Source organism: Balneola sp., assembly GCA_003712055.1.
GTDB lineage: Bacteria > Bacteroidota > Rhodothermia > Balneolales > Balneolaceae > RHLJ01.
In genome coordinates this window covers 1-25,832 of record RHLJ01000004.1, presented here as the reverse complement: position 1 = coordinate 25,832, position 25,832 = coordinate 1, and the positions used below count along the sequence as shown (strand labels likewise).

Below are 25,832 nucleotides of genomic sequence, written 5' to 3'. Positions count from 1 at the left end.
CATAATTTGTGCGGTGCTTTATGCTGGTCCAGCTTAAACGTTCGCTAATTTGCATCCGTCTCTTCGGATTCAAAGTAGCCTAAATCATAGTTAAGCTTTTGAAGAAGGAGGAAGGCAGGCTTTCTGAAAATACCATCCATTGAGTATGCATTATAGACCGACATCCGGGCCTCCTCAAGGCGGTTAAGATTTGCAAGGGCATTTCCTTTATACCAATGTGCCTTTTCTTCAATCATTCGGCTCTCTTCTATACGTTCTAAAGCAGAATCAAATGATTCGACCGATGCTTCATAATCACCCTGATTGTAGAGTATAATGCCCTTATTAGTAAAAGCCTTCGAACCATAAGGCTCAATATCGTAGTTATTGATTACCTCATCATAAAGTGAAAGAGCCTGACTGATATTTCCTGAAACCAGTGCGCTAAAGCCGAGATTCAACAGAGAATCAGCAGTAGTGATGATCCTATCTTTAGCCCGTACTCCGTCACCTGTTTCTGCCTGGTCAGCGGAAATTTCTGAAATCACAAACTGATCCAGCCTGGTTTTAGAATCAACCTGAAAAAGTTGAATAGAGAGAACAAGCAGGATAACCGCTGCAGCTGAAGCATGCCAGGTCCATGAAGGAAGTTGGAAGGTTTTCGCCTTTTTTACTCCTTTAACCTCATCTTCAATAATCTTCTGTACCCCAACCTCAAGCTCTAATAGATCCAAAAGCTCAGGGTTCTTGGCAAACTCTACCCAAAGCTGATCAATTTCATTGTCTGATAGAGTTCCTTTAAGGTAGGCGTCGATTTTTTTTAGTATGTCTGATTCGTTCTCTTTCATAAAATTTTGTGCCTCTCAGAATGTATAATGTCTATACATTCTGACCTGTAAGACCGCTGAGAAAACAACTCCTTACATTAAAATTTTAATTTTTTTTCACAGCAATCCTTAAGCAGTTTTAAAATACGGTGTTTCTTAGTCCACGCGTTGCTTACCGAGATACCAAAATGATCGGCAACAACGGAAGTATCATCATTAGGGTTTCTAAACCAATATGAAATGAACTCTTTAAAATCTGATTTCAATTCTGATAGACAGGATTTTAAAACGCCCATTTTTTCCTTATCCAGTAACCGGGTTAATTGATCTCCTTCCTGAGAGTGAGTTTCCGGAGTTTCGTCAAACGTAGGCTCCTTTATCTTAGCAATAGCCTTCAGGTAGTCGTTTTTTGCAGTAGTAAACAGATAGTAAATAATAGAGTCGGGGTTATTCAGCTTATCAGTTTTTATCTTTTCAGTAACCAGCAAAAGCGTGTTCTGAGCGGCATCTTCTGCATCATGGTGTGATGCCCCCATTCGAACTTTCAAAAATTTTATAAGAACAGCGGTAATCACAGACACCATCGAAGCCAGTTCTTTAGCGTCGTCATTTTGTACAGCATATACAAAACGGGAGTAATCCATGTCCTTATTTTTTCTCTTTTATAGGGTTGCCTAAAATAACATTCAATGTGCAAAAGAAAATAAGGAAATTGTGTTTATATCAATGTAGCTTTGAGCATGTATCGTGTTCAGTTACATAACTTTGAAGGCCCCCTGGATTTATTGCTTTTCTTTATCAAGCGGGACGAGTTAGACATCTATGATATTCCCATTTCATATATCACGAATCAGTTCCTGGAATACATTCACTTAATGGAAGAATTGGATCTTGATGTTGCAAGTGAGTTTATGCTCATGGCCAGCATGTTGATGTCGATAAAAGCTAAAATGATGCTTCCAAGGGAAGATGCTGATGAAGAAATTCTTGACGAAACAGATCCTCGTTATGAGCTGGTTCAGCGGTTGCTTGAGTACAAGCGATACAAAGAAATGTCTATTAAGATGTCTGAAATTGATGAGGAAACAAGAAAGAGGTATACCAGGGGTTTTATAGATGCTGATACGGTTGAAAAACAAGCCACAGGGGAAGCCCTTAAAGACGTTACCCTTTTTGATTTAATAGCGGCCTTCAAGAAAGTATTAACCGATATAGAACGAAAAAATATCGTTCATAAAGTCGAGAGAGTAGAGACCACGATAGAAGCACAGTCAGAATTTGTATTAACGACCTTGCAAAAAAGTGGAGGTCAAAGCTTCAAGCAGCTTTGCTCAACAATTACGAGTAGAGTGGTATTGGTAGTTACTTTTTTAGCTGTGCTGGAAATGATTAAAGAGCAACAAATAAATTTGTTTATCGAAGAAGACCCCACTGAATTTTTTATAGACCTTAAGCCGGTAGACGAGATCATCAATGCATAAAAAAGTATTAAGTCCACAAAATATTCTACTGCTTTTAGTAGCGGTAACTCTGGCCTGCAGTGGATCCAAAAAAACAATAACTGCACCAGCTCCATCAGTATTAGAATTCTCCCGAACCATAACTGCTGAAGGGTTAAGAACAGACCTTTCCGTATTAGCCCACGACTCATTAAGAGGGCGAAGGACTGGAGACATAGGGCTTGATATGGCCGCAAACTATTTAGCAAAACGCTATGCAAGTATAGGGCTTGAAGCTGTTGGGGACGATGGCACTTATTTCCAACACTTTGATTTAAACCGCCCGATCACAAATGGATACGAATACAGGGTTTATGACTCTGAAGGTGAGTTAGTTGATGAATCATCGCACAATGCTACATCGCTAGGAAATTTCAGAACATGGAGAGCTGGCGAGCCTGATTTACAAGGAGAAATTGTATTTGCAGGTTATGGTATAAAAAATGAAACCATAGATCAGTATCCGGAAGATGGTGCTGGAAAGTGGTTCATGGTATTTTACGACAGAGCTAATTTTACAACAATGCAGCAGCAAGTGGCCGAAAAAGGTGCGCTTGGGATAATTTTAATCATGAGCACTGAAGACAGCTACTTCGCTACTCAGGCAACCAATATGCAGAGCGGTTTTGGAAACCCCGGGGGATTCTCTTTGAAATACCTGGAAAGTGAAGCAGAATTACCATCAGCTATTCATATGATTAAGCCAAGTTTTGCGGGCACTCTTCTTGGCCTGGATAGTACGGACGAGCTCGCTGCTTTATCGGAAGACATAACATCAGCGCCAGAAAATTTTTCAGCAAGTGCAACCGGCTATGAATTCGGTTACGATCACGATCAGGAGAAAAATATAGTAGGCTCTAAAAATGTGGTCGCTTTTATTGAGGGAACGGATCCAGAATTGAAGGACGAAGTAGTAGTATTAAGCTCTCATTATGACCATGTGGGAATTGGTCAGCCAGATTCTACCGGAGATGCTTTGTACAACGGAGCTGATGATGATGGAAGTGGAACGGTAGGATTGCTTCATGTTGCTCAGGCATTGGTTTCGGCAAAGAAAAGCGGTGCGGAATTAAAGAGAAGCGTACTCATATTGCATGTTTCAGCCGAAGAAGAAGGGCTTCTGGGTTCACGTTATTATTCTGATCACCCCATCTATGATATTGAGAATACCGTGGCGAACCTGAATGTAGATATGATTGGGCGTCGGGATCCCGAATTCGGAGATAATGGAAACTATGTGTACATCATTGGAGGTAAGATCATTTCTTCGGGATTGAATGACATGCTTGTAGAGGCTAATCTTGAAAGCGTAAACCTTGAGTTAAGCGATCGATATAATGATTTAAATGATCCGAACCAGTTTTACAGGAGAAGTGACCACTGGAATTTTGGCCGACTAGGAGTTCCATTTATTTTCTTCTTCAATGGAACTCATGCAGACTATCATCGCCCGTCCGATGAAATTGACAAAATCGATTTTGATGCACTAACCAAGCGATCAAAGCTGCTGTTTTATACTACCGCAAAAGTAGCTAATGCCGAAGCCAGACCAGAGGTAGATAACCAGACATTCATAGAAAGAACCCAGCAACAGCCCAGGTAATTTTACTCTTCGTATTTCTATTTTAAGTCGTCCTGAGGCTACTGCCGAAGGATCAACAAATTCATGAACACCTCTTAATGTGATGTTGATTCTTCGCTTTCGCTCAGAATGACTGAGAAAGTGTCACTTCCCGGTAATCACAAAAGAAGCCCAATGCACCGGATGATCGTAATAAGGATGATCAAGCATTTCTAGCTTGGTCTCACGAAGAGCCTTAGTTTTATAATCAAACAGCTCTGGTTCATAATTATTAAACCAAAGAGAAATCCTATCGAAGAAACCAATCTCTTCACTCTCCATCTCTACCAAGTTCTTATAGAACTTATTCATAAATACAGGAGTGCTACGATCATAAATACTCCACAAGCTGGCTACAACCGATGAGGCTCCAGCTACCAGGAAAGAGCGCTGTAGTCCCATTAATCCCTCTCCAGTTATAACTTTTCCTGTAGCTGTATTACATGCACTAAGAACAACCAGGTCAGCAGAAATATCAAACGAGCTTATTTCAACGGCATTTAGATACCCATCCTCTCCAAAAAGCCGCTCCATCTCTGACTTTTTAGATAGTATAAGTCCGCTTTGTCTGGGAGAGGCTTCGTCAATGTTTCCGTGTGTGGCAAAATGAAGGTAACGGTACTCCGATATATCCACATTTTTAATGCCCGCTTCAGTTACTGCATCATTTTTTAGGACATAACTTTCTTCGAAATGAGACGAAACAGAATCAGCTTCGATAAGAGTAAAAGGAAGGGCAGCAAAGGCATTTTGAGTTTTTGAGCGAAGGAAGGGATCTCCCTCCTCGAAGCCAGAACCAGCAACTGCAAAAATATCTTTTTCTGTTTTACGATATGGGTCACTCAGTTTTAGGTAGCTGGTTACAGAGGGTAAAGACTTAATAGTAAATCGATTGACAAGGAAGGAACCGTCATTCATTAAAGCATCAAGAGGAAGCAGAGCTATAGGTCCATCAGGAACGACAGCTAAATTTGAAATCGACTCCAACTGATTTTCGAAAGGAGCAAATAATTGTCCATATAATGGCCCCGATAATGAATCGAGTATAACTTCCTCTTCTACATTAATAATTGCATCTCTAAAAGCATTTATTTCTTTGGCCAATTTACTCTTGTACCTATACTCCCCATCAATTTGATGGTAATAAACCTCATCTTTGGTTATAAGCATCACGGCCAAGCCATTTTTTATAAACGAGTAGTAAAGGATCCCGGAATCACTATCCAGAAGTTTTTGAGTATCGCTTAAACCAACTCGTTCCGGATATAAAAAAGAACTCCAAACCGGGTGAGCATCTCTGATTCTTTCAAGTGCTACTTCATATTCAAATTTTGCATCTGTGATCTCATGGTTCAAGCTCTCAATTTCCTCCTGAGACCGAGCGCTTTCTTTTTGTCTAAATAGTTGATCGATCTGTTTTTGGTGCTGTTTTAGCTGAATTTGATTCTCCGGGCTAAGCTCTAATTCAGGAGCATTTTTTTCAGCTAGCTCATCTAATAAGACCCTGGATTTAGATGACTCAAATAAATCAAAGGCTGATTCATAATCTTCATTCATAGAAGAATGCCAGGAACCAACGGTATTATAAAAGGTGGCGTGACCAGCAAAAATATCTGCTCTGAGAATCCCATCTGTTGTACCCAATCGCTGTTGTTCAATTTTCTCAAAAGCCTGATTTGCATAATAAAAAGCACTATCTAAGCTTGAAGTAGCGTGTATTTCAGAAAGATATCTCAATGATCGCAATTGATGACGCAAGTCTAAAGTCTCTGAAGACGAGAACATATACTTAGCGATTGCCTTTCTTTCTAATGGGGAGAGGTATCCTTCTGGTAGAAGCAGCATGAATGCAAGAGCGTTTTGCTCAATCCTTTTGAAACTGTGTTTTTTAGCAAGTTCCGAGGACTCTTTTAAATTGGTGTAAGCCTTATCGAAATTTCCAGAATAAAATGCGTTTCCGCCTATAGACTCCAAAACAAAAGCGATATCATAATTCCGTTTTTTGTCTCTATAATATTCAAGTGCCTTAAACAGAACTTCTTCCGCTTCTTCATACTCACCTTTTTCACGAAAGCAATACCCAATGCTTATAAATAGCTCTGCAACTCTATCGGTATTACCAATCGATTGAAAAAAGCTTAATACTCTGTCGTAATAACTTAATGCACGATCAATTTCGCCTACCAAGCGGTAAGTATTAGCCAGCTGTTCGTAGTATCTGGCAACGTATTCGCCCTGTCCCATTTCTTCTGATATTTGAAGTCCAAATTCAGCATACGAAATAGCAGTAGAGAGCTCTCCCTTTCTATTGTAGTAATCACTTAAATATTGATAAATGTTTCTTAATGCTTCAGGCTCACTGGAGGCCTTTGCCTGCGTAAAACTTTCAAATAGATAGGATGTACCTTTATCCAAATCTCCCATATATAAGTAAGCCAGATAAATAGATAGGTTTGCCTTACTTATGGAGGAAATACTTTCTGTTTCGGAAAAAACGACTAATCCTTTTTCAAAAAGTTCCAGTGCTAATTCATAATTAGCAAGCCTGATTTCTCCATATCCGGAATTGAGAAGTAAATTTCCATAAGTAATGGGTTCTTTTTCAGGGCTACCAATACTAAGAGCTTCTTTATAGACACTTAACATCACCTCTGTTTGTCCGAACCGTTGGTAACATCCACCTTTAATTTCCAGAAATAAGACTTTCTTTGAGGGTGGTGTATTTGAGGAGAAGTAAGCCTCTAAATTGGAAAGAAAATCTAGGGTCTCATCAGGTTTCTCGGCTTGGAGAAGGCTCCTGGAAGCCTTTAATCCAGAGTCAATAACTCGGAGAGTGTCTTTACTGCTTTTACTAATCCGGTAAGCCTTTTCATATTCAGCAGCCGCTTCTTCATAATTCAATGCTTCCCACAACTCCTCTCCTTGCCCCATAAAGAAGTCGTATTCACTTATCCAGGATTGAGGAAGAGCTAGTGTTTTGAAACACAAAGAGATAAGAAATAGCAGGATAGGCTTTTTTATAAAGGCCATTTAAAAAAGTGAAGCTCGTTTTGTATTTAAGGAGAATATGCTGTTTTTTTGGCAAAAACTTAAACTCAAAACAAGGAGTTACTATGCGTTGGGACTTGCATAATAGATACGTGGTTTTTTCAAGACCAGATGATAATGGAGGGGGAGATCCGCCACCACCACCGCCGCCTGGAGGCGGACCAGGGGAAGGAGGTGGAGGAATCGCACCTACTGACCCAAAAGAAGATGGCTAGGTTTATAATGACCCCGATTTTAGAATCGGGGTTTTTTTATTCCCCAAATAGAGCATTTACAAAATCTGCTTTATCAAAAACCTGTAGATCTTCGATCTTTTCTCCGAGCCCGATATACTTTACGGGAACATTCAGTTCGTGAGAGATACCGATTACAATCCCTCCTTTCGCTGTTCCATCTAATTTAGTTAGTGCCAACCCAGTAATATCTACTGCCTCAGTAAAAGCCTTGGCTTGTTGCATAGCGTTTTGTCCGGTAGAAGCATCCAGTACCAAAATCACTTCATGTGGAGCATCGTCAATCACCTTGCTCATTACCCTCTTAATTTTAGAGAGCTCATCCATCAAAGCTTTTTTGTTGTGAAGTCTTCCGGCAGTGTCAATTAGGGCAATATCTGCAGCTCGGGCTTTAGCCGCTGAGGCAGTATCAAAAGCAACAGCAGCAGGATCAGCATCCTGGCCTTGTTCGATTATCGGAACATCTGCCCGCTCGCTCCAGATTTTAAGTTGATCTACCGCCGCCGCTCTAAAGGTATCGGCAGCACCAAGCAGCACATTCTTACCGGCAGAATTATACATATAAGATAACTTTCCAATAGTAGTGGTTTTTCCAACCCCATTTACTCCCACCACCAAAACAATGTGTGGTTTTGAAGGGAATTCAGCATCAAACTCCGCAGGTTTTTCGGTTGGGTTTTCCTGGAGGAGAGCAACAATTTCCTCACGGAGCATTTTCTGAAGTTCACTCTGGTTTACATACTTATCACGAGCTACTCGTTTTTCAATGCGCTTTATGATCTCGATGGTAGTTTTCACCCCAACATCAGAGGTGATTAAAATCTCTTCTAACTCATCAAGAATTTCATCGTCAACAGTATCTTTTCCGGCTAGCGCTTTTCCTAGCTTATTTAAAATCCCTGCACGGCTTTTTTCCACGCCTTGTTCAAGCGTTTCCTTTTTCTTGATGCCTAGTTTTTCTAAAAATCCCATGTATAGTCTTAATTAAAATCTGAGTCGCCGTTCATTATGGCTCGATACCTGAAAAGGTACGCAAAAAAGGAGACAACCATCATTGCAGTAGAAATATAGAGCAGGTAATTGTGTGCGGTTGTGGCATCTCTAAAAAAGAAGACGGCGATCCAGTAGAAGGCTAGAATGTTTACATACACTTTGCCAGTTAAAGTGGACATAGCCACCTTTCCATACTTTACTTTAATTATAGACGAGCCCGCCATAATCAGAGAGTCACGTACCACATTAATAAGCAGGAACCAAAGAGGTACCCAGCCCAGCCAAACGGTATAAATAAACAATATCACCGCACAAATTTTGTCTGAAATAGGATCTATGACCTTACCCAATTCCGAGATGGTATTTGTTTTTCGCGCAACCAGCCCGTCCAGGTAATCGGATATAACGGCATAAACAATAAGCCCAATAATCCAGGCATTGTAATTGAGATCATTGTAGTAGTGAAGTAATACTACTGGGAAAGCAACGAAGAAACGGGAAAAAGAGATGATGTTGGAGAAGGTGAGCACCTTTCCGGAAACCTCTACGGTTTTGCCATCAATGTTCTTAGAAATTGCCAAGTTAATTCCCGTTCTTTAGCGCAAAGTTAAAGCCAATCTGACGATAAAACCACTATGAAAGATTCTGAGCTTCTTGTAGAGAAAAAAGTGTCTTCTGAGGAAGTTTTCAATGGTAAGCTGCTGCACGTTTTTTATGACGAAGCCCGGCTTCCGAATGGAGAAACCAGTTCCAGGGAATGGATAAAGCACCCAGGAGCCTGTGCAGTAGTCCCTGTTTTTGAAAACGGGGATATCATGTTGATCAAACAATTCCGATATCCGATGAGTCAGATATTTTGGGAAGTTCCTGCTGGAAAGATTGATACAGGAGAGCCACAGGATATAACAGCAACAAGAGAATTGAGAGAAGAAGCAGGGTTAAAGGCCGAAAAACTAGAATATGTGGGACATTTTTATCCTGGGATAGGCTATAGTGATGAGGTAATACATATTTATCTTGCCTATGGGTTGTCAATTACTGATAAGGAGACCGATGAAGATGAGTTTGTGCTGAGTACGCGCATTCCATTTGAAGAAGCAGTAAAAATGGTTCACTCAGGGGAAATCAATGATGGAAAGACTGTGATTTGTTTATTAAGGGCGTGGCATCATTTCAACTCAGACTAAATTGATTTGAACAGAAGTGAGAGATATTCTTGTTCAATGTTCAAAGAATTCCCTCAGTCTTCGCCAAGCTGAATAACGATTCATGCAGGTTTCTAGGGTCTAAAGCTCCCCGGCTTGTAAGTTCTTTTATTTCATCTTCTCCCAGCATTAGCAAACATCCCATCTCATTTAATACAGCATCGAATCGTCTGGGGTCGGCCATAGCCAGTTTGGTGAGGTTAATCCCTTCCGGATTTTTTTTAATATCAATGAGGATATAGAATTCATCCGACCCATCATCATTGAAGGAATAGGTTTCAAGTTTGGTTTCTTCAAGTTTTAGCATGGCGTTCAATAAAATCTCTGGCTTTAACTACTTCAATTATTTCGTTGGTTTCACGGCTTACTACTTTAATCTGGAACAGGCTTATGATCGCCTGCTCATTTAGCACCTCAAGTACCTCATCTGCATTTTCGCATTCCTCCGTTTCGCTAACCAGATCATTTACTCCCTGAACGATATAGCGAACACCTGAGTCTTTTATGGGGGCAGCGGGTACTTGCGGGGTTTCAAAATACTCTCGAATTGCATCTTCGGTAACATACCAGCTAACACCCAATTTGCGGGCTCTGATTTTACCCTCTCTCAGGTAAGCCCGAAGAGTCAATTTTGAGATGCCAAGCATTTCATGAAGGTCATCAATAGAATAAAGTGTTAAAGAACCGATTTTTTTGGGCATTTTTAATGATTATTACTTTTATATAAAAATATTAATAATAAGTATTAATTATATGTAAACCATCATTAGTTATATAAAACAAAATAGATTTGGTCGAGGCATCATCCCTGCCTTATATTGGTTCTAGTTATTCAAAAATCAGAGCCCTTCAAGGGCTTTTTTCATTTCAGCCCACCTCACTTTCCTTTCTGTTATTTTTAGTTTTCTTTTCACGAATAGCTACATTCTAGCTGATTTGTATTGAACTAACCCGAAAGATGCGACTCCTACTGGCTCTATTTGCCTTATTGTTTATTTCCTGCTCAGGGTCTGAGCTTTTTATCGATTCACAGAACGAGCAATGGGAAAGCAAAAGCCCTCCGATAGACGACGGGCTTATCTATAAGGTTTTTTTAATTGGGGATGCCGGCGCTCCCACATTGGATAAACAGGAGCCCACGTTAAGACTTCTTCAGCAATTCCTTTCCGAGTCGGGAGAAAGAAGTGCAGCCGTTTTTCTTGGTGATAATTTATACACCAGCGGTTTACCAGATTCATTGCATCCGGATAGGGCTAAAGCCGAAGCCCGGTTGAATGAACAGTTAAAGACCGTGAAGGATTTTGAAGGAAGGATAATCTTTATACCAGGGAATCATGATTGGGCTGACGGTAGTCGAGATGGCCTGGAAGCTGTTCAAAGACAAGAGAGATATATTGAAGCATATTTAGACAGGGGGAATACTTTTTTACCGGACAATGGTTATCCGGGCCCAGTTGATCTGGAACTCCTTGATGATGACGAAGACCCAAGGCTAAGCGATGACATTCGTTTAATAATCCTGGATACTCAATGGTGGCTTCATAAACATAAGAAACCGTATGGAGACACCGGAGATTATGACCTTGCTGATGGTGGAGATTTCCTGATTGAATTGCGAGATATACTAAAGAAGAGAGAAAAAGATTATCTGTTATTTGCCGCACACCACCCATTAATCACTCATGATAACCATGGAGGGTATTTACCTCCTTCTACCCATTTGAAGCCCCCGGTTTTTGGTAGCCTGTACGCCATTTATAGAAGGGCATTCGGCTTTGAGCAAGACGTTCCACACTTCAAGTACAAGGAACTTTCAAATACATTACAAGAAATGTTTTTGCTTTCGGATCATCTGATTTATGCTTCCGGGCACTCGCACAATTTGCAATACATTAAGAAAGAAGGGACTCGCGAAACTCAGCATTATCTAGTTTCCGGCTCGGGCACGAAAGAAAGCTATGTAGCAAAAGGAAGAGGAGCAGAATTTAATTATGCTGGTCATGGCTTTATGACAGTTAACTATTATGGTGATGGATCGGTTTGGATGGAAGCCTGGGCTCCAGTCGGAGATGGGTCAAATGGACGACTACTTTACAGAACGGAATTAGAGCCACCGAGTTCAGATCCTTTGCAAGGGAAAGAAGAAGATGAGCTACCAGACTATGATTTCACAGATAGTACCATAGTAATTGCGCCAAATAAGAAATACGATGAACGAAGTAAAGCTTTTAGAGTAATTGCAGGAAATCATAATCGGGATTTATGGTCCATAGAATCAGAATATCCTGTTTTTGATGTGACAGAGCAAAAAGGAGGCCTAGAACTGGTAAGAATGGGAGGTAAAGGCCAATCCAATACTCTACATCTTGAAGCAGAAGACGGGCGTGAATATGTGCTCAGGTCGGTGGATAAACAAGCAGGAAAAATCTGGGATGAAAATCTCAAGAAAACCTTTGCCCTTGATTTGGCGCAGGATCAATTCTCAATACTAAACCCTTATGCTGCTCTTATAGTACCAACATTAGCAAATGCCGTAGGTGTATATCATACAAATCCAAAAATTTACTATGTACCGAATGATCCACAACTAGGACAGTATGCCGAAGAAATTGGAGGTCAACTCGCTTTATTTGAAGAGAAACCCGATGGAGACATGAGCGATGTAGCCAGTGTAGGGTTTTCAGAAGAAGTGGTGGCATATCGTGATATGATCCGTGAAGTGGATAATGACATTGATCACCGGGTAGACCAGGAACTATTTGCCCGTTCCAGATTGCTGGATATGTTAATTGGTGACTGGGATCGCCATAGTGACCAGTGGCGTTGGGCCACCTTTGAACCCGAGGATAAACAGGGAAAGATATATAGGCCAATTCCCCGAGATCGGGATGTGGCGTTTATGAATATGAATGGGATTGGTCCGAGTATTGCCAAGTTTGGTGAGTTTTTCCAGTACCAGAATTTTGGGAAATCTTATGGAAACCTAGTGGGATTGAATTATAATTCACTACCACTTACCAGGAGGTTCACCAATCAACTTACCAAAGAACAATGGCTGAGTATTGCTGACGAAATGCAGCAGGTGCTTACCGATGAGTTAATTGAGCAAGCAGTAAGAGAATATCCCCCCGAAGTATTCGAAGTAAAGGGCCAGGAAACAATAGAGGGTTTAAAAGCCAGACGCGATGATCTTGTTAAAGTAACCGAGACCTACTACAAGATGATCTCAATAGTGATTTCCGTTCCAGCCAGTAATAAAAGAGAACGCTTTGTAGTAGAAGTGATAGATGGAAACCGAACCAGGGTTCAGGTGTTTAAACTTTCGGGTAAAGGTAATCTTAGAGAAAAATATTTCGATCGTGTTTTCCAGAAAAGTGAAACCAAAGAACTTCGTTTGTATGGTCTTGGAGGAGATGACGAATTCATTTTCAAAGGAGAGAGAAGAAGCGGGATCAAGCTTCTTGTATCAGGAGGTCCGGGTGAAGATCTTTATAGAGATGAATCGCCCAACCAGGTTGTAAGCAAAAGCCTGCCGGGTATTTTTGAGACGAGGAACGGAAACAGCTACGATGTTTCCCGAAAAGCACATCGGCATTTGGCCAAAAACCCTATCGATAATTACTACGATTACGAGAGAGACTTTATCTGGAATCGATATTTTCCGGGTTACTTCTTTAACTACAACAATGATGAAGGACTTTTTATTGGCGGAGGTCCAAAAGCCCTCAGAAATGGATTTAGGAAATTCCCTGCAGTTACTCATTATCTGAGGTTTAACTTTGCTCCGACTTCTGGTGCGGCGAATCTTCTTTACTCCGGAGTTTGGTATGAACGAGTAGGTGTTTGGGATCTTGAGCTGGAGTCTGCGTTTTTATTCCCTAAGAGTTTTAGAAACTTCTTTGGCTTAGGGAATGAAACAGAACTACAGGACAGGGAGCAAAATTTTTATCGAGCCAGATTAACGAGATATACTTTTTCACCCAGCCTTACTACGAATATAAATCAAACACTAAGTGTAACAGTAGGGAATACTTTCAGCATTACTCAGGTAGATGACAATCGTGATGAAGACAATGTGGTAAGCCTTCCGGAATTAGGTTTTACGAATAAGACATTTAAGGACCAATGGTATAATACCTCTTTTATTCATGCATCTGTTACAGATATAGATACCCCTTTAAACCCAACTCAAGGATATAAACTAAATCTCAGCGCGGATTTAAATCTCGGGATTCATAATTCGCCACAATCGTTTACCAGGCTGACCTCAGAGCTTCGGATGTATTTTCCCATTAGTTTTTCGCCTCAGTTAACACTAGCTCACCGAAGTGGTGGAGCACATAATATTGGGTCTTTTCCTTTCTATGAAGCGAATGGAATCGGCGGAACTACATCAGTAAGAGGCTTTAGAGGTAACAGGTTTTCAGGGCGCAGTTCTATGTACAATAATACAGAGTTGCGCTTCGAGCTTTTTGATTTCTATCAATACTTGTTAGGAGGAAAGGTTGGAATCCTCGCCTTTTTTGATAATGGCAGGGTATGGGCAGATAACGAATCCTCTGGTAAATGGCACCAAGGCTATGGAGGCGGTGTCTGGTTCAACGTATTTGATGCATTTGTGCTCAATTCATCACTTGGTCAATCGGTTGAAGGAAGCTATTTCGAGATACGCGCAGGCTTTTTCTTCTGACACAGAAGCACTCTGGCTCGATTATTGATATATTCTCGGAAATTGGTATTACAATATTCCGCATAAATGGCTGAAAACAATTTTCGTTTACTAGCCGCTATCATGTTTGCTGATATGGTGGGTTATACCCGCATGATGCAGGCAGATGAACAGCAAGCAAAAGAACTAAGGGATAGGCAACGCCGGGTTATTGACGATAGAATTTTAAAATATCGAGGCCAGGTGATGCAGTATTATGGGGATGGTACGCTAAGCATGTTTGCAAGCGCTCTTGATGCTGTAAATTCAGCAAGAGAAATCCAACAAGAGCTGGATAAAGACCCACAAGTTCCGCTTAGAGTGGGCATCCATATTGGGGATGTAGTTTACGATGACGAAGGGATTTATGGAGATGCTGTTAATGTGGCAGCTCGAGTTCAGGGTTTAGGTATCCCTGGTTCTGTGATGATTTCAGGTAAAGTATTTGATGAAATAAAAAATCATCCGGGGATAAAAGTCCAGGCCTTTGGTGAACACGAACTAAAAAATGTATTCAATCCCGTTAGTATTTTTGCTATTGCCAACGATGGGGTCAAAGTTCCGAATCATGAACATATCCGGGATTTAACCGGGAGTAACGAGAATAGTGTAGCGGTTCTTCCTTTTGCCAATTTCAGTTCTAACCCCGATAATGAGTATTTCAGCGATGGGATTACCGAGGAGATTATCAACTCGCTGGTGAAGGTGAACGGCTTACAGGTGGCATCCCGAACCTCTGTTTTTGCTTTCAAGAATACCCAAAAAGATATTCGCCAAATTGGAAAAGAGTTAAATGTAGCAACGGTTTTGGAAGGCAGTGTACGTCTTGCTGGAGAGCGAGTTAGAGTTACTGCACAGCTTATAAATACGGATGATGGATTTCATATATGGTCAGAGAATTTTGATCGTGAAATGAAAGATATTTTTGCTGTTCAGGACGAGATTGCACAAAAGATAGCCGATAAGCTCGAAGCTAATTTCACCTTTGATGCCGATAAAAAACTTTACGAGGCTTCCACCGATAGCATTGTAGCTTATAATGCCTATTTACAAGGTCTGTTTTACTGGAATAAGCGAAATCCTGAATCCATTCGTAAAGCCATTGAGTTTTATGAGCAGGCGATCAATAAATGTACTACCTACACGGCGGCGTATTCAGGGTTAGCCAACGCCTATACGTTTTTGGGTGCTATTGGGCATATGCATGGCGAAGAAGCATTTCCAAAAGCCGAAGAGTATGCACTTAAATCAATAGAGCTAAATAACGCCTGGGCAGACTCTTATACTGCATTAGGGTATGTGAATTTATTCTACCACTGGAATTTTGATGCAGCAGATTCCAACTTCAGGAAGGCAATCACTCTTGAGCCCGAAAACGAAGAGGCGAGGACAGCTTTTGCTCTTCACAATCGAATTATTGGCAGGTATGATAAAATGCTTACTCAGGCTAAGGCAGCTGTAAAGATAGCACCGATTTCTCTTCCGGCTATGGTAGATCTAGGGAGGGCATATACTCTGGTTAAAGAATATGACAAGGCGCTGGAGCTTTTTGATAAGGTGATAGAGCTGGATTCAAATCATCGTGCTGCCTATGAAGGAAAGTCATTTCTATATACAGAGATGCAGGACTTTGACAAAGCGTTGAAATATGCCAACAAGTACATTGGCAAAATTAAAGGGAAAAATGTGGGCGGAACCCAGCTGGGATATATAAAAGCACAAATGGGTGATCTTGAAGGAGCCACCGAAAACCTCAAACTAATTCAGAAGAGACAAGAAGAAGCCCCGGAACTAAATCTTTCCCTCGATTTTGCAGTGGTATATGCTAGCATGAATGAAGAAGAAAAAATGTTTGAATACTTGAATAAAGCGGTTGAGGATAAAATGGGCGCGGTATTATTTATAAACTCAATTACCGTGTTTTCGAAATTTGCCCATGATGACCGATACATAGCTATCTTGGAAAAAATTGGGCTTCCCAATCAATCGTTAGTTGCCTGATGAGAAAAGAGATCGGCATCTACATAGATCGAACGTACAAAGTGGTTCGGCAAGATTTAATAACTCGTTTTAACAACGCCGATGTGGATATCACCCCGGAACAATGGGTACTCCTTTCAAAACTGGAACAGGGTTCCCGGCATCAAACGGAGCTGGTAAATCATAGTTTTAAAGACAAGCACACGGTTTCAAGGATTATAAACTTGCTTGTGCAGAAAGGCTTTGTTGAACGAACCAGTGACCCGGAAGATGGCCGGCGCTTTATCATTTCTCTTACCGATTCTGGACGAAATGAAGTAGATCGAGCGAAGCCCCATGTATATGCTTCCAGAGAAAAGGGGTGGGAGAACCTTTCAGAAGAGGAGTACAAGCAGCTTCTTTACTTATTGGACAAGGTGTTTTCAGGGTATATATAAGCTGGAGTAAGAATAAAGAATATTCATTGAAGAAGTAAGAATGTTAATTCATTGATCAATTATCAATTTTTCAATGCTCAATTACTTCTCACTTCTTTATTCCTTGATGAATATTCTTAACTGTCATCCCTTGTAGAAGTCAGGTAATTCGATGACAGTTTTGGTTAAACTCAGTGAGTCATAATTCATTTCTAACCACTTTTTAATGAAGTCATCCCGAACTTGTTTCGGGATCTTATGGAATGGCTGGAAATGTACTATTCATCGCTACCCTTACACCAAGAAGAATACTCTTTCGATACATTCTATTTTTATTCTCTTGATCCATTTATTACTCAGAGGTAGAGCCGAATGCTCTTACGGTGTTGATTAACCAGAGATATATTCCTTGTTGTTTTTTTGAGGTGCTTTATAGTTCCAATCCTCGCAAAAATCCCGAAACACGTTCGGGATGACTCTGAAATAGAACATGTTGTATGGATTCATGAAATCAAGTATTCAGAGTTGTCAACGAATTACCTGACTTCTACAAGAATGACATTTAAAAAAAAGAAAACTAAACCTCACTATCGGGCATATTAATGATGCGTCGAATTTCATCCGATTTAAACCCAATAGACATCGGCCTTACTACATTAGGAATAGAAACTACATCATAAAGCTCTTCCACAATTCCTTCCATCTTAATCCAGTGCACAATATCGCCCGTAGTTAAGTCGATAATATGTAACATGCATTTTGCCTCGGTTCCCTTTTCAGTAAGTCTATTATCCAAAGCTAAGCCAGTAAAAGTTTTATTCTCCCTGCTTTTTGAAGTACCAACAATAGCAAAATTTCCATGAAAGGCCATACCCCGTAAATATCCCGGGCAAAAAGAAATAGGTTCAAAAGTACCGGAGTCGAAATTAATCTTTCCAAATTCCCCGGTTCCGGAATTCAATACATACAGGGTATCGTTATACCATCTAGGAGAATGGGGCATGCTCATTCCTGAGGCCACTACTTCTTCTGTTTCTACGTCCATAATCAAGCCGCCACTTGAGCGGTGATCTCTCCATCCATCTGCTACATCCGATTTCCCCACAATTGATACATACTTTGGGCTTCCATCCTTCATAGCCAACCCATTCATGTGGCATCGATCTTCGGCAGCCAATTTTGAAATAAAAGGAGGTTTCCAAATAGGCTCGAAACTATGAGTAGCGCTGGGCTTAGCCAGGCAGCCAAATAAGGTGCTCACAAATATAATTTCCCCGTTCTTATCCATTACCACATCATGAATATCGATATCAGCAGTGTTATACCCTACAGTGGGCACATACATTTTATCATAACCATTGTGGCTTTGACCCACCGGAACCACATTTTCGAATCTCCATAATTGATATAAAGAGCTCAGAAGAAGGGTTTGCTCACTTGCCCACATTCCCATAGCGCGGTTAAAAGTTCGTTCAAATATGGACATTCTTCCATCTGGCTGAAGGCCAATTAAAAACATCTTTCCGGATTGGTAGGTAGAGAAGCCCAGGCTTACTCGATGTTCTGCCATCCAGGAGGTTACTTGTCTTGAGCCAGATATTTCTAACTGAACAGGTTGCTTTTGAGAGATAGGTTGATTCATAAAGTGTTTGTTTTACAGAATTCTTTCCAAAGAGATCTAAGTACGTGTTCAAAATTTCGTGAAAATTGAACACCATCACAAAGAGGAGAGACCTTCATTTTTTCACGCAGTCCCAGCCGGATGGTATTCAATAAATCTACATCTGAAGCCAGAGCAATTGCTTTGTTAATATATTCTTTTTCATTAGAGGCAATCCATTCCGGATAGCCGATATTGTGCAAAATAGAAACCCCAAACCTGCTAACATATTGGTTTCCTTCCAAAGAGATCATAGGAACCCCCATCCAGAGCAAGTCATGCGAAGTTGTGCCCCCATTATGAGGGAAAGGATCAAGCGCGATATCGATTTTATTATAGGTGGCCAGATAATCATAGATTTCACTTGAGCCCTCAAAAAGCAATTGCTCTTCATTAACTCCCTGCTTGAGAAATTGAGATTTAAATCGCTCAATGGTAAGCTGATCATTTAAATGAGAGGATTTAAGTAACAGCTTTGCAGAAGGGAGTCGCTTTAATAATTCAGACCACACCCTTATGGTACTGGGAGTAAGTTTATTCGTGTTATTGAAACATCCAAAAGTGATGTATCCATTAGTCAATCCGGGTGTTTCCTCAACAAGAGGGCTTGGATTAATAGGCTCATAGCAGGTAAAGCTATTAGGCAGGTGGACCAGCTGTTCGGTATAATACTGTTGAGTTTCCGGAGGATTTACATAAGCATCACAAAACCGGTAATCAATTTCCTGCAACCCAGTGGTGTTTATATATCCTAAATATGAAGCCTGAACAGGTGCTGGTTTCATGGAGAATATTTTCAATCGGTTTCCTGCTGTATGACCAGCCAAATCTATAAGTATATCAATGCAGTCACTTTTTATGGTGCGATAGACCTCCTGATCCGAAACACCAATAGTAGATCGCCATCCATCAAGTAGTTTCATAAATGATGATGTATATCCATCTGGTTTCTCTACTTCAGCATAGCCGTAAAACTCGAATTGATTCTTATCATAATTCTTGAACAACTGCTGAATAAATAAAGCTACCACATGGGCCTTGAAGTCAGGAGATACAAATCCAACCCTCAATTTCTTATCAGGTACCCTCTCAACCCAGGGCCAGCCTTCTTCCTGAACCCCAACACTATGCTGCAGTCCCCATTGTTTATGTTCCTCGAAAATTTCATGCTGGCTAGGCTCTTCAATATAATTCAGTGCATATACAAGGCTGGAGTGAGGTTGATAAAATTCAGGGTCGATTTCTACCGCTCTTCGTAGGTGTTCGGCGGCGTCTTTGTGCCGGTTACTAAACAACAGCGCTGCCCCCAAATGATATAGAACTTTAGCTTGTTTAGGGTCTAGCGTTAATGCTTCCTTAAAATGGGCGATCGCTTTTTCATAATTTCCCTGGTTCTTATATACATTGCCCAGATTGCCGTGTGCCTCAATCAAGTTAGGGCTCAATTCAAGGGTCTTTCGAGCCATAACCTCGGCTTCTTCATATTTTTGTTGCCGATTCAACACATCGGTCAGATTATTAAGAACCCGTACATCACCAGGCTTTAAATAAAAGGCCTTTTTATAACAAAAAACGGAATCGTCCAGTCTTCCAGCTTCAGAAAACAAAGTACCCAATCTAAAATAAGCCTCGGCATTTTGTGGGTTTAACCGGATGACTTCTCTGAACTCCTGTACAGCTTTTTCCCTAAATCCATGCCTTTGAAGTAGATTACCAAGGTTGAAATGTACAGAGCTATTCTCGGGGTCGATTTTTCGGGCAGTTCGGAGAAGGTTAAGGGATTCTTGAGGGTTTTTATTGTAAACGATAGCGGCCAGGTTGACGAGACTATCAATATGTGACGGGTTCTGATTTAAGATATCACGATAGATGGCGGCTGCTTTTGACAGCTCTCCACTTTGATGAAATGTTACCGCTTGTTGAAACTGGGAATCCATTTCTAAAGGTAAAAAAGCGAGCAGGAAATCTCACATTTAATCTTTTACAAAGCAGAAAGGGTGCGATCAAGCAGCTTTTCAAAAGGCATTAGTTTATTATGGTCTAATAGGACAAACTTCTCGTCATTATTTGTCTAGGGTATTATGAAATGGAAATTTTGAATTATGAAATTATGGATTATGAATTGTCCCTGAGACTAATTTTATAATCCATAATTCCAAATTCTTTCAGAGACGAATTAAGGTTCTATATCATTTTTATTTTTATCCCTCAGCTTTTTGAGTGCATAAGCTCCGCCCGCAGCGGCTAGCAGCCCAAGCCCGCCGTCGATAGGTGCCTGGTCAGGGGCTCCGGGTAGTCCGGGCTGGGCCATAGCTAGTTCGGTGATGAATACTGCGATTGTGAAAAGGGTGAATACTACTCGTGATTTCATGTCTATGTTTTTTTTGATAAGAGATAGGTGAAAGGTGAGAGCTCCCTCACTTATCACTGTTCTCTTATTCTTTTATTTATTGAATAAATCGTCTGTTTACCACTAAACAGGTCTTGCAGATGTCCACTTCTTTTCCTTTCACTCTGCGTTGCACCAACACTACATAGCCGCGACCTCCAGGCTGCATGCCCTTACGCCGGCCACATAACTGGCATTGCTTTGTATAGGAAGAAGAAGGGTTCATGCTGGGCTAACTATGCTTTTAATAACTAAGAAAATATTTGGTGTCATTGCGATTCTGGCGAATGCCAGGAGAAGCAATCTCAGCGAGGTTGCCACGGTCGCGCTCCGCAGGCCCCCTCGCAATGACTGCTTATTTAATTAGGGTCATCTTTCGGGTTAATTGTTGTCCGCCCGTGGTAAGCCGGTACACATACACCCCACTGGAAAGTGAGGATGCATCGAAGGTCACTTCATAGCGGCCTGCGGGCTTCTGCTCATCCACCAGCTGGGCTACCTTTTGCCCCACCAGGTTAAAGACCTCCAGGGAAACCCGGCCTGCGCGGGGCACCTCAAACAGAATCCTCGTACCAGGGTTGAAGGGGTTCGGATAGTTCTGCGCAAGGGTAATTTGCTCCGGCAGGCTTGGGTCGGGTTGTGTGTTTGTTACTCCAATTACCGGAGTAAGGACAAGTTCAAAGCGGTGTCCGGTCTCGGTGGCTTTCGCCTTTAGGGTAACCGGTGAACCTGGGGCTCCAAGGGCTTTGGCTGCCACGCTACGAATGGCTAAGGAAAGGGTATCGTCCTGGGAAAGCTCAAAGACCTCTTCGGTCTCTAAATCTTTGATGGAAATCTCCCAGTCGTCAAAGTCCTCCAGGCCCTCGAAGCTCACCTGGGCAAAGGAGGAATCTACGATCCCGGACAGGTCCAGTGGGAAACGCAGTTCTTCTCCATAATCAACCGGTAAGGCATTGATCTGGAGCTGGTCGTCATTCTCGATGATCGTGGTCAGGCGTAGGTAACTGGAAGACAGCGGTGTTAAGGAGAGCCCATCGAAGGCGTCTCTTCCTAGTTCTCCCCCCTCCTGGAAGGAAAGCCAGGCGTCGGCAGAAAAGCTGCCGGCCTCAGCATGAATTTTTAACGCTTTAGGGTCGGTGGTTACCGTCTTGAGCAGGCTTACGGAGTTGGAGGTGATGTCTGCCTCCTCTATGGTGAGTGAGCCACTGCCCCCAAAGCCCTCAATAAAGAAGCCCTGGAAGGCGGAAAGTTCGCCATCGGTAATATTTCCTGTTGAACCGTTCCAGGTCTGCCAGGTGGAGTTGGCATCATCGTAGATATACACGGTTTCGGAGAGCCCGCTCTTGGTAAGCAGGTCCCAGTCAATGGGATAAAAGTAGGGGTTTCCCGCAAAGAAGAAGTCGGAGTCGGCCAGATCACTGACCGGGGTTACACTGCCAGAGTTGACGCTGCCATCCCCACCAAACTGGTTAGCGGCAATGTATTTAGGGAAGCCGGCGTCTCCGGATGTCTTTAGTCCGTTATCATCGGAGAAGATATAAAACAGGAAGCCGTTGCCCGCCGACAGGGAATTCGTTTCTTGATCAGTGAGGGCGGCCCAACCCTGCGTGGCCTGGTCCCAGGTCCACACGTTTGCGGAGCCCACTAGGGAATCGGCGCCAGTAAAGCCCTGGGTCCAGAAGCCTCCAAGGAGCTCATCGAACACGGTGCCATTGCTAGGGGCGGCCAGGGTGCGGAAACCCTCATCTCCGGTGACGGTCTCAGAGATGCTGTTGAAAAACACATGTGTCTTACCATAACCTGAATTTTGATAACCAGGGGCTCCAATAGCGATATCATCAAAGCCATCTCCATTGATATCTCCGGAAGTTAGAGAGTGCCCGGAGTAGGTGCCGTAACCGTAGATAAATTCTCCATTTAAGGCAAAGCCTATATCCCCATCTAAGGAAGATAAGTCAATAGAAGAGCTAAAGGTGGCGGTATCTCCAAATACCACATAGCTTTCTCCGGAACTGGAACCATTCGGGTCCGCAAGGTGTGCGCTGGTAATCACATCCCCAATGCCATCTCCGTTCACATCGCCGAAGGCTACAGCGTATCCACTTCGATCGCCTGTGTCAATGCCATTAAGGGTAAAGCCGCTAATGCCATCTAAGGAGCTGATTTCGAAAGAAGAGGCAAAAGTGGTTTGGCCGAAGACCACATAGGTTGCCCCACCAGTTGTGCCATTCGGAGACGCTGTGATTGCGCCGACAATCACATCGGTAATACCATCCCCATTGATATCTCCAGAGGTCACGGCCCCTCCACTTTGACTTCCGGTGTCAGAACCATTAAGCACAAAACCGGTCGTTCCATCCAGGGAGGATAATTCGATAGAAGAAGACCCTGAAAAACTACTTTGGCCAAATACGACATAGGTTTCCCCTGCATCAGTATTACCATTCGGATCTGCTTTATATGCGCCGATAATTACGTCGTCAATGCCATCTCCGTTCACATCGCCAGAGGCAAGGGCATGTCCGCTTTCATCGTTTGTATCAATCCCATTCAGGGTAAAGCCGGTCGTTCCATCCAGGGAGGATAATTCAATAGAAGAAGCCCCTGAAAAGCTACTTTGGCCAAATATGACATAGGTTTCTCCGGAAGCGGAACCATTTGGATCCGCACTATTTGCGCCGATAATTACGTCGTCCATGCCATCGCCGTTAATATCTCCAGAGGCCAAAGCGGATCCACTTGCATCGTCTCCGCCTACCCCATTCAGAGTAAAGCCGGTCGTTCCATCCAGAGAGGATAAATCGATGGAAGAAGCCCCTGAAAAGCTACTTTGGCCAAATACTACATAGGTTTCCCCGGAACTGAAATCATTCGGGTCCGCAAAGTGTGCGCTGGTAATCACGTCGTCGATGCCATCTCCGTTCACATCGCCGGAGGCTACTGCGTATCCAGATCTATCGTTTGTATCAATCCCGTTAAGTCTAAAACCATTACTGCCATCTACGGAGCTTAGTTCGAAAGAAGAGCCAAAGGTCGTAGACTGGCCAAATACTATGTAGGTTCTTCCTGAATTACGAATGGTGATATTCTCATCCGCATAGGCTGCGCCGATAATGAGATCAGATATTCCATCTCCGTTGATATCACCGGTCGCTATAGATCTACCGGAATAAGAGTAGGAAAAGGAGGAGGCTATCCCAATAAAGGTGGTGCCAGTAGTTCCATCCAATTCAGAAAGGTCAATGGATGTTTGCGCTGTAACTTGGGAGGATAAGAGTAAGGGCGTGAGGAGCAGCGATGCCAGGGTTAGCCTTCTGCTGAATACCGCAAATTTATTTTTGGTTACCCGCTTTATAAAACCCCATAACGGTTGGTTATCTTCATCAATTCCTTCTACCCAACACGCTTTCAAACCAGCTACCCTGGAAAGCCATCTATATAATGAACGCGCTCTTCGATTCGATTCAGTAATCAACGGCGAATGGAACGTATTCTGCTTTATCACATTCATAAATTACCCCTTAAATTAAAAACATTAGAAAAATCTAATGTTGTAAATACTTATAAACCGGACAAAAACGGTTATAGATCGGACAAAAACACTAACAAACCGGACATTTATGGAGCTTTCTGAGCGTCTGTGCCTTGTAGCTTTTTGATAGGAGAAAGGTGATAAGTGAGGGAGCCCTCACCTTTCTCCTATCTCTTATTTATTTAATCACTGTCATTGCGATCCTGGCGAAGGCCAGGAGAAGCAATCTCAGCGAGGTTGCCCGCCTTCAGTAGCCTACTTGCGGAGGACAGGCAATTCGATAACCGTTTTGGTTAAACTCAGTGAGTCATGATTCATTTCCAACCGCTTTTTAATGAGGTCATCCCGAACTAGTTTCGGGATCTTATGGAACGGCTGTAAATCTACTTTTCATCGCTACCCCTTACACCAAGAAGAATACTCTTTCGATACATTCTATTTCTATTCTCTTGATCAATTCATTGCTCAGAGATAGAGCCTTATGCTTTTAGAATGTTGATTAACCAGAGATATATTCCTTGTTATATTTTTTGAGGTACTTTATAGTTCCAATCCTCACAAAGATCCCGAAACACGTTCGGGATGACCCTGAAATAGGACATGTTGTACAGATTCATGAAATCCCAGTATTCGGCGTTGTCATCGAATTATCTAACCATTGACGTTAGAAGCGATTGTTAGATTTCTCACACCGCTTGTCTATCGACACAAGCAGGTTCGAAATGACAAAGTTACGTGGTCTTATTTAATCAATGTCTTTGCGATCCTGGCGAATGCCAGGAGAAGCAATCTCAGTGAGGTTGCCGCGGTCGCGCTCCGCTGGCTCCCTCGCAATGACTGCTTATTTAATAAGCGTCATCTTTCGGGTTAATTGTTGTCCGCCCGTGGTAAGCCGGTACACATACACCCCACTGGAAAGCGCGGAAGCATCAAAGGTCACCTCATAGCGGCCTGCGGGCTTTTGTTCGTCCACCAGCTGGGCTACCTTTTGCCCCATCAGGTTAAAGACCTCCAGGGAAACCCGTCCTGCGCGGGGCACCTCAAACAGAATATTCGTACCAGGGTTGAAGGGGTTCGGATAGTTCTGCGCAAGGGTAATTTGCTCCGGCAGGCTTGGGTCGGGTTGTGTGTTTACTCCAATTACCGGAGTAAGGACAAGTTCAAAGCGGTGCCCGTCAGCCTTTGCTTTAGGGGCAGCCAGGGAAGCGGGCGCCCCCACGGCTTTAGCCTGAACACTGCGAATGGCCAGGGAAAGGGTGTCGCCCTGGGAAAGCTCAACGACGTCTTCTGTCTCGAGGTCTTCGAGGGTGATCGTCCAATCTTCGAACTGCTCCAATCCTTCGAAGGTGACTTCGGCCTGAGAGGCCGCCCCCATCCCGGAAAGATCCAGCGGTACACGAAGTTCTTGCTCATAATCAAGAGGAAGGGCATTGATCTGCAGCTCCTCATTATTACTCGCGTGGGTAGCCAATTTTAGATAACTGGAAGACAGGGGTGTTAAAGACAGCCCATCGAAGGCGTCCCGTCCTAGTTCCCCCCCTTGCTGGAAGGAAAGCCAGGCGTCGGCAGAAAAGCTACCTGCTTCCGCGTGGATCTTTAGTGCTTTAGGCTCGGTGGCCACGCTCTTTAGTAAACTCACCGTGGTAAGCAAGGTATCGGCCTCTTCGATAGTCAGCGAGCCACTGCCCCCAAAGCCCTGGATAAAGAAGCCCTGGAAGGCACCTATTTCCCCGTCGGTAATA

The 25,832-nt window shown here is 42.6% G+C and carries 18 protein-coding genes; 6 read left to right on the top strand and 12 right to left on the bottom strand.

Annotated features, from left to right (window positions below; translation table 11 throughout):
- Positions 1–44 precede the first annotated feature (44 nt).
- Both ED557_09785 and ED557_09780 read right to left on the bottom strand, forming a co-directional pair.
- Positions 45–827 carry a tetratricopeptide repeat protein gene (locus tag ED557_09785; protein ID RNC83004.1) on the bottom strand — a complete coding sequence of 261 codons (783 nt, stop codon included), beginning with the start codon at positions 825–827 and terminating at the stop codon, positions 45–47.
- Positions 828–904: 77 nt separating this feature from the next.
- Positions 905–1,450 (bottom strand): sigma-70 family RNA polymerase sigma factor, encoded by a 546-nt coding sequence (locus ED557_09780; protein RNC83003.1) that lies wholly within the window; start codon positions 1,448–1,450, stop codon positions 905–907.
- Between the two features lie 96 nt (positions 1,451–1,546).
- Between ED557_09780 and ED557_09775 the strand changes: the two genes are divergently transcribed.
- Both ED557_09775 and ED557_09770 read left to right on the top strand, forming a co-directional pair.
- A complete protein-coding gene (locus ED557_09775; GenBank protein ID RNC83002.1) occupies positions 1,547–2,287 on the top strand; it encodes a hypothetical protein in 741 nt (246 codons plus the stop codon).
- On the top strand, positions 2,280–3,908 hold the full coding sequence (locus tag ED557_09770) for a M28 family peptidase (GenBank protein ID RNC83001.1): 1,629 nt from the start codon (positions 2,280–2,282) through the stop codon (positions 3,906–3,908). The genes ED557_09775 and ED557_09770 overlap by 8 nt, the downstream gene beginning before the upstream one ends.
- Positions 3,909–4,031: 123 nt before the next feature.
- Here ED557_09770 and ED557_09765 read toward each other — a convergent pair whose 3' ends face one another.
- The 3 genes from ED557_09765 to ED557_09755 form a co-directional block, all read right to left on the bottom strand.
- Complete coding sequence (locus ED557_09765; protein ID RNC83000.1) at positions 4,032–6,956, bottom strand: CHAT domain-containing protein; 2,925 nt, start codon at positions 6,954–6,956, stop codon at positions 4,032–4,034.
- Positions 6,957–7,225: 269 nt separating this feature from the next.
- Positions 7,226–8,179: a signal recognition particle-docking protein FtsY gene (gene ftsY, locus ED557_09760; GenBank protein RNC82999.1), complete on the bottom strand. Its 954-nt coding sequence runs from the start codon at positions 8,177–8,179 to the stop codon at positions 7,226–7,228.
- 8 nt (positions 8,180–8,187) lie between these two features.
- On the bottom strand, positions 8,188–8,781 hold the full coding sequence (locus tag ED557_09755; GenBank protein ID RNC82998.1) for a CDP-alcohol phosphatidyltransferase family protein: 594 nt from the start codon (positions 8,779–8,781) through the stop codon (positions 8,188–8,190).
- Positions 8,782–8,835: 54 nt separating this feature from the next.
- Here ED557_09755 and ED557_09750 point away from each other — a divergent pair, with 54 nt between their 5' ends.
- A complete protein-coding gene (locus tag ED557_09750; protein RNC82997.1) occupies positions 8,836–9,387 on the top strand; it encodes an NUDIX hydrolase in 552 nt (183 codons plus the stop codon).
- 40 nt (positions 9,388–9,427) lie between these two features.
- Here the strand turns inward: ED557_09750 and ED557_09745 are convergent, their stop codons facing one another.
- Complete coding sequence (locus tag ED557_09745) at positions 9,428–9,712, bottom strand: hypothetical protein (protein RNC82996.1); 285 nt, start codon at positions 9,710–9,712, stop codon at positions 9,428–9,430.
- Entirely contained in the window at positions 9,699–10,106 is a 408-nt protein-coding gene (locus ED557_09740; protein RNC82995.1) for a DNA-binding protein, read from the bottom strand. The genes ED557_09745 and ED557_09740 overlap by 14 nt, the downstream gene beginning before the upstream one ends.
- 257 nt (positions 10,107–10,363) lie before the next feature.
- Here ED557_09740 and ED557_09735 point away from each other — a divergent pair, with 257 nt between their 5' ends.
- From ED557_09735 to ED557_09725, 3 genes are all read left to right on the top strand, one after another.
- On the top strand, positions 10,364–14,095 hold the full coding sequence (locus ED557_09735; GenBank protein ID RNC82994.1) for a hypothetical protein: 3,732 nt from the start codon (positions 10,364–10,366) through the stop codon (positions 14,093–14,095).
- Positions 14,096–14,161: 66 nt separating this feature from the next.
- Positions 14,162–16,114 carry a guanylate cyclase gene (locus ED557_09730; protein ID RNC82993.1) on the top strand — a complete coding sequence of 651 codons (1,953 nt, stop codon included), beginning with the start codon at positions 14,162–14,164 and terminating at the stop codon, positions 16,112–16,114.
- A complete protein-coding gene (locus ED557_09725; protein ID RNC82992.1) occupies positions 16,114–16,530 on the top strand; it encodes a MarR family transcriptional regulator in 417 nt (138 codons plus the stop codon). The genes ED557_09730 and ED557_09725 overlap by 1 nt, the downstream gene beginning before the upstream one ends.
- A gap of 556 nt (positions 16,531–17,086) precedes the next feature.
- Here ED557_09725 and ED557_09720 read toward each other — a convergent pair.
- From ED557_09720 to ED557_09700, 5 genes are all read right to left on the bottom strand, one after another.
- Positions 17,087–18,139, bottom strand: coding sequence for a TIGR03032 family protein (locus ED557_09720; GenBank protein ID RNC83401.1), 1,053 nt, complete (start codon positions 18,137–18,139; stop codon positions 17,087–17,089).
- 8 nt (positions 18,140–18,147) lie between these two features.
- Positions 18,148–20,106, bottom strand: a complete 1,959-nt coding sequence (locus ED557_09715; protein ID RNC82991.1) for a tetratricopeptide repeat protein — start codon at positions 20,104–20,106, stop codon at positions 18,148–18,150.
- Between the two features lie 239 nt (positions 20,107–20,345).
- On the bottom strand, positions 20,346–20,540 hold the full coding sequence (locus tag ED557_09710; GenBank protein ID RNC83400.1) for a hypothetical protein: 195 nt from the start codon (positions 20,538–20,540) through the stop codon (positions 20,346–20,348).
- Positions 20,541–20,913: 373 nt separating this feature from the next.
- On the bottom strand, positions 20,914–24,069 hold the full coding sequence (locus tag ED557_09705) for a T9SS C-terminal target domain-containing protein (protein RNC82990.1): 3,156 nt from the start codon (positions 24,067–24,069) through the stop codon (positions 20,914–20,916).
- Positions 24,070–24,931: 862 nt separating this feature from the next.
- Complete coding sequence (locus tag ED557_09700; GenBank protein ID RNC83399.1) at positions 24,932–25,465, bottom strand: T9SS C-terminal target domain-containing protein; 534 nt, start codon at positions 25,463–25,465, stop codon at positions 24,932–24,934.
- Positions 25,466–25,832 lie beyond the last annotated feature (367 nt).

Coding starts and splice junctions, on each gene's coding strand:
- ED557_09785 (RNC83004.1), bottom strand. CDS start 827: ATGAAAGAGAACGAATCAGACATACTAAAAAAAATCGACGCCTACCTT.
- ED557_09780 (RNC83003.1), bottom strand. CDS start 1,450: ATGGATTACTCCCGTTTTGTATATGCTGTACAAAATGACGACGCTAAA.
- ED557_09775 (RNC83002.1), top strand. CDS start 1,547: ATGTATCGTGTTCAGTTACATAACTTTGAAGGCCCCCTGGATTTATTG.
- ED557_09770 (RNC83001.1), top strand. CDS start 2,280: ATGCATAAAAAAGTATTAAGTCCACAAAATATTCTACTGCTTTTAGTA.
- ED557_09765 (RNC83000.1), bottom strand. CDS start 6,956: ATGGCCTTTATAAAAAAGCCTATCCTGCTATTTCTTATCTCTTTGTGT.
- ftsY (RNC82999.1), bottom strand. CDS start 8,179: ATGGGATTTTTAGAAAAACTAGGCATCAAGAAAAAGGAAACGCTTGAA.
- ED557_09750 (RNC82997.1), top strand. CDS start 8,836: ATGAAAGATTCTGAGCTTCTTGTAGAGAAAAAAGTGTCTTCTGAGGAA.
- ED557_09745 (RNC82996.1), bottom strand. CDS start 9,712: ATGCTAAAACTTGAAGAAACCAAACTTGAAACCTATTCCTTCAATGAT.
- ED557_09740 (RNC82995.1), bottom strand. CDS start 10,106: ATGCCCAAAAAAATCGGTTCTTTAACACTTTATTCTATTGATGACCTT.
- ED557_09735 (RNC82994.1), top strand. CDS start 10,364: ATGCGACTCCTACTGGCTCTATTTGCCTTATTGTTTATTTCCTGCTCA.
- ED557_09730 (RNC82993.1), top strand. CDS start 14,162: ATGGCTGAAAACAATTTTCGTTTACTAGCCGCTATCATGTTTGCTGAT.
- ED557_09725 (RNC82992.1), top strand. CDS start 16,114: ATGAGAAAAGAGATCGGCATCTACATAGATCGAACGTACAAAGTGGTT.
- ED557_09715 (RNC82991.1), bottom strand. CDS start 20,106: ATGGATTCCCAGTTTCAACAAGCGGTAACATTTCATCAAAGTGGAGAG.
- ED557_09710 (RNC83400.1), bottom strand. CDS start 20,540: ATGAAATCACGAGTAGTATTCACCCTTTTCACAATCGCAGTATTCATC.
- ED557_09705 (RNC82990.1), bottom strand. CDS start 24,069: ATGAATGTGATAAAGCAGAATACGTTCCATTCGCCGTTGATTACTGAA.
- ED557_09700 (RNC83399.1), bottom strand. CDS start 25,465: ATGGGGGCGGCCTCTCAGGCCGAAGTCACCTTCGAAGGATTGGAGCAG.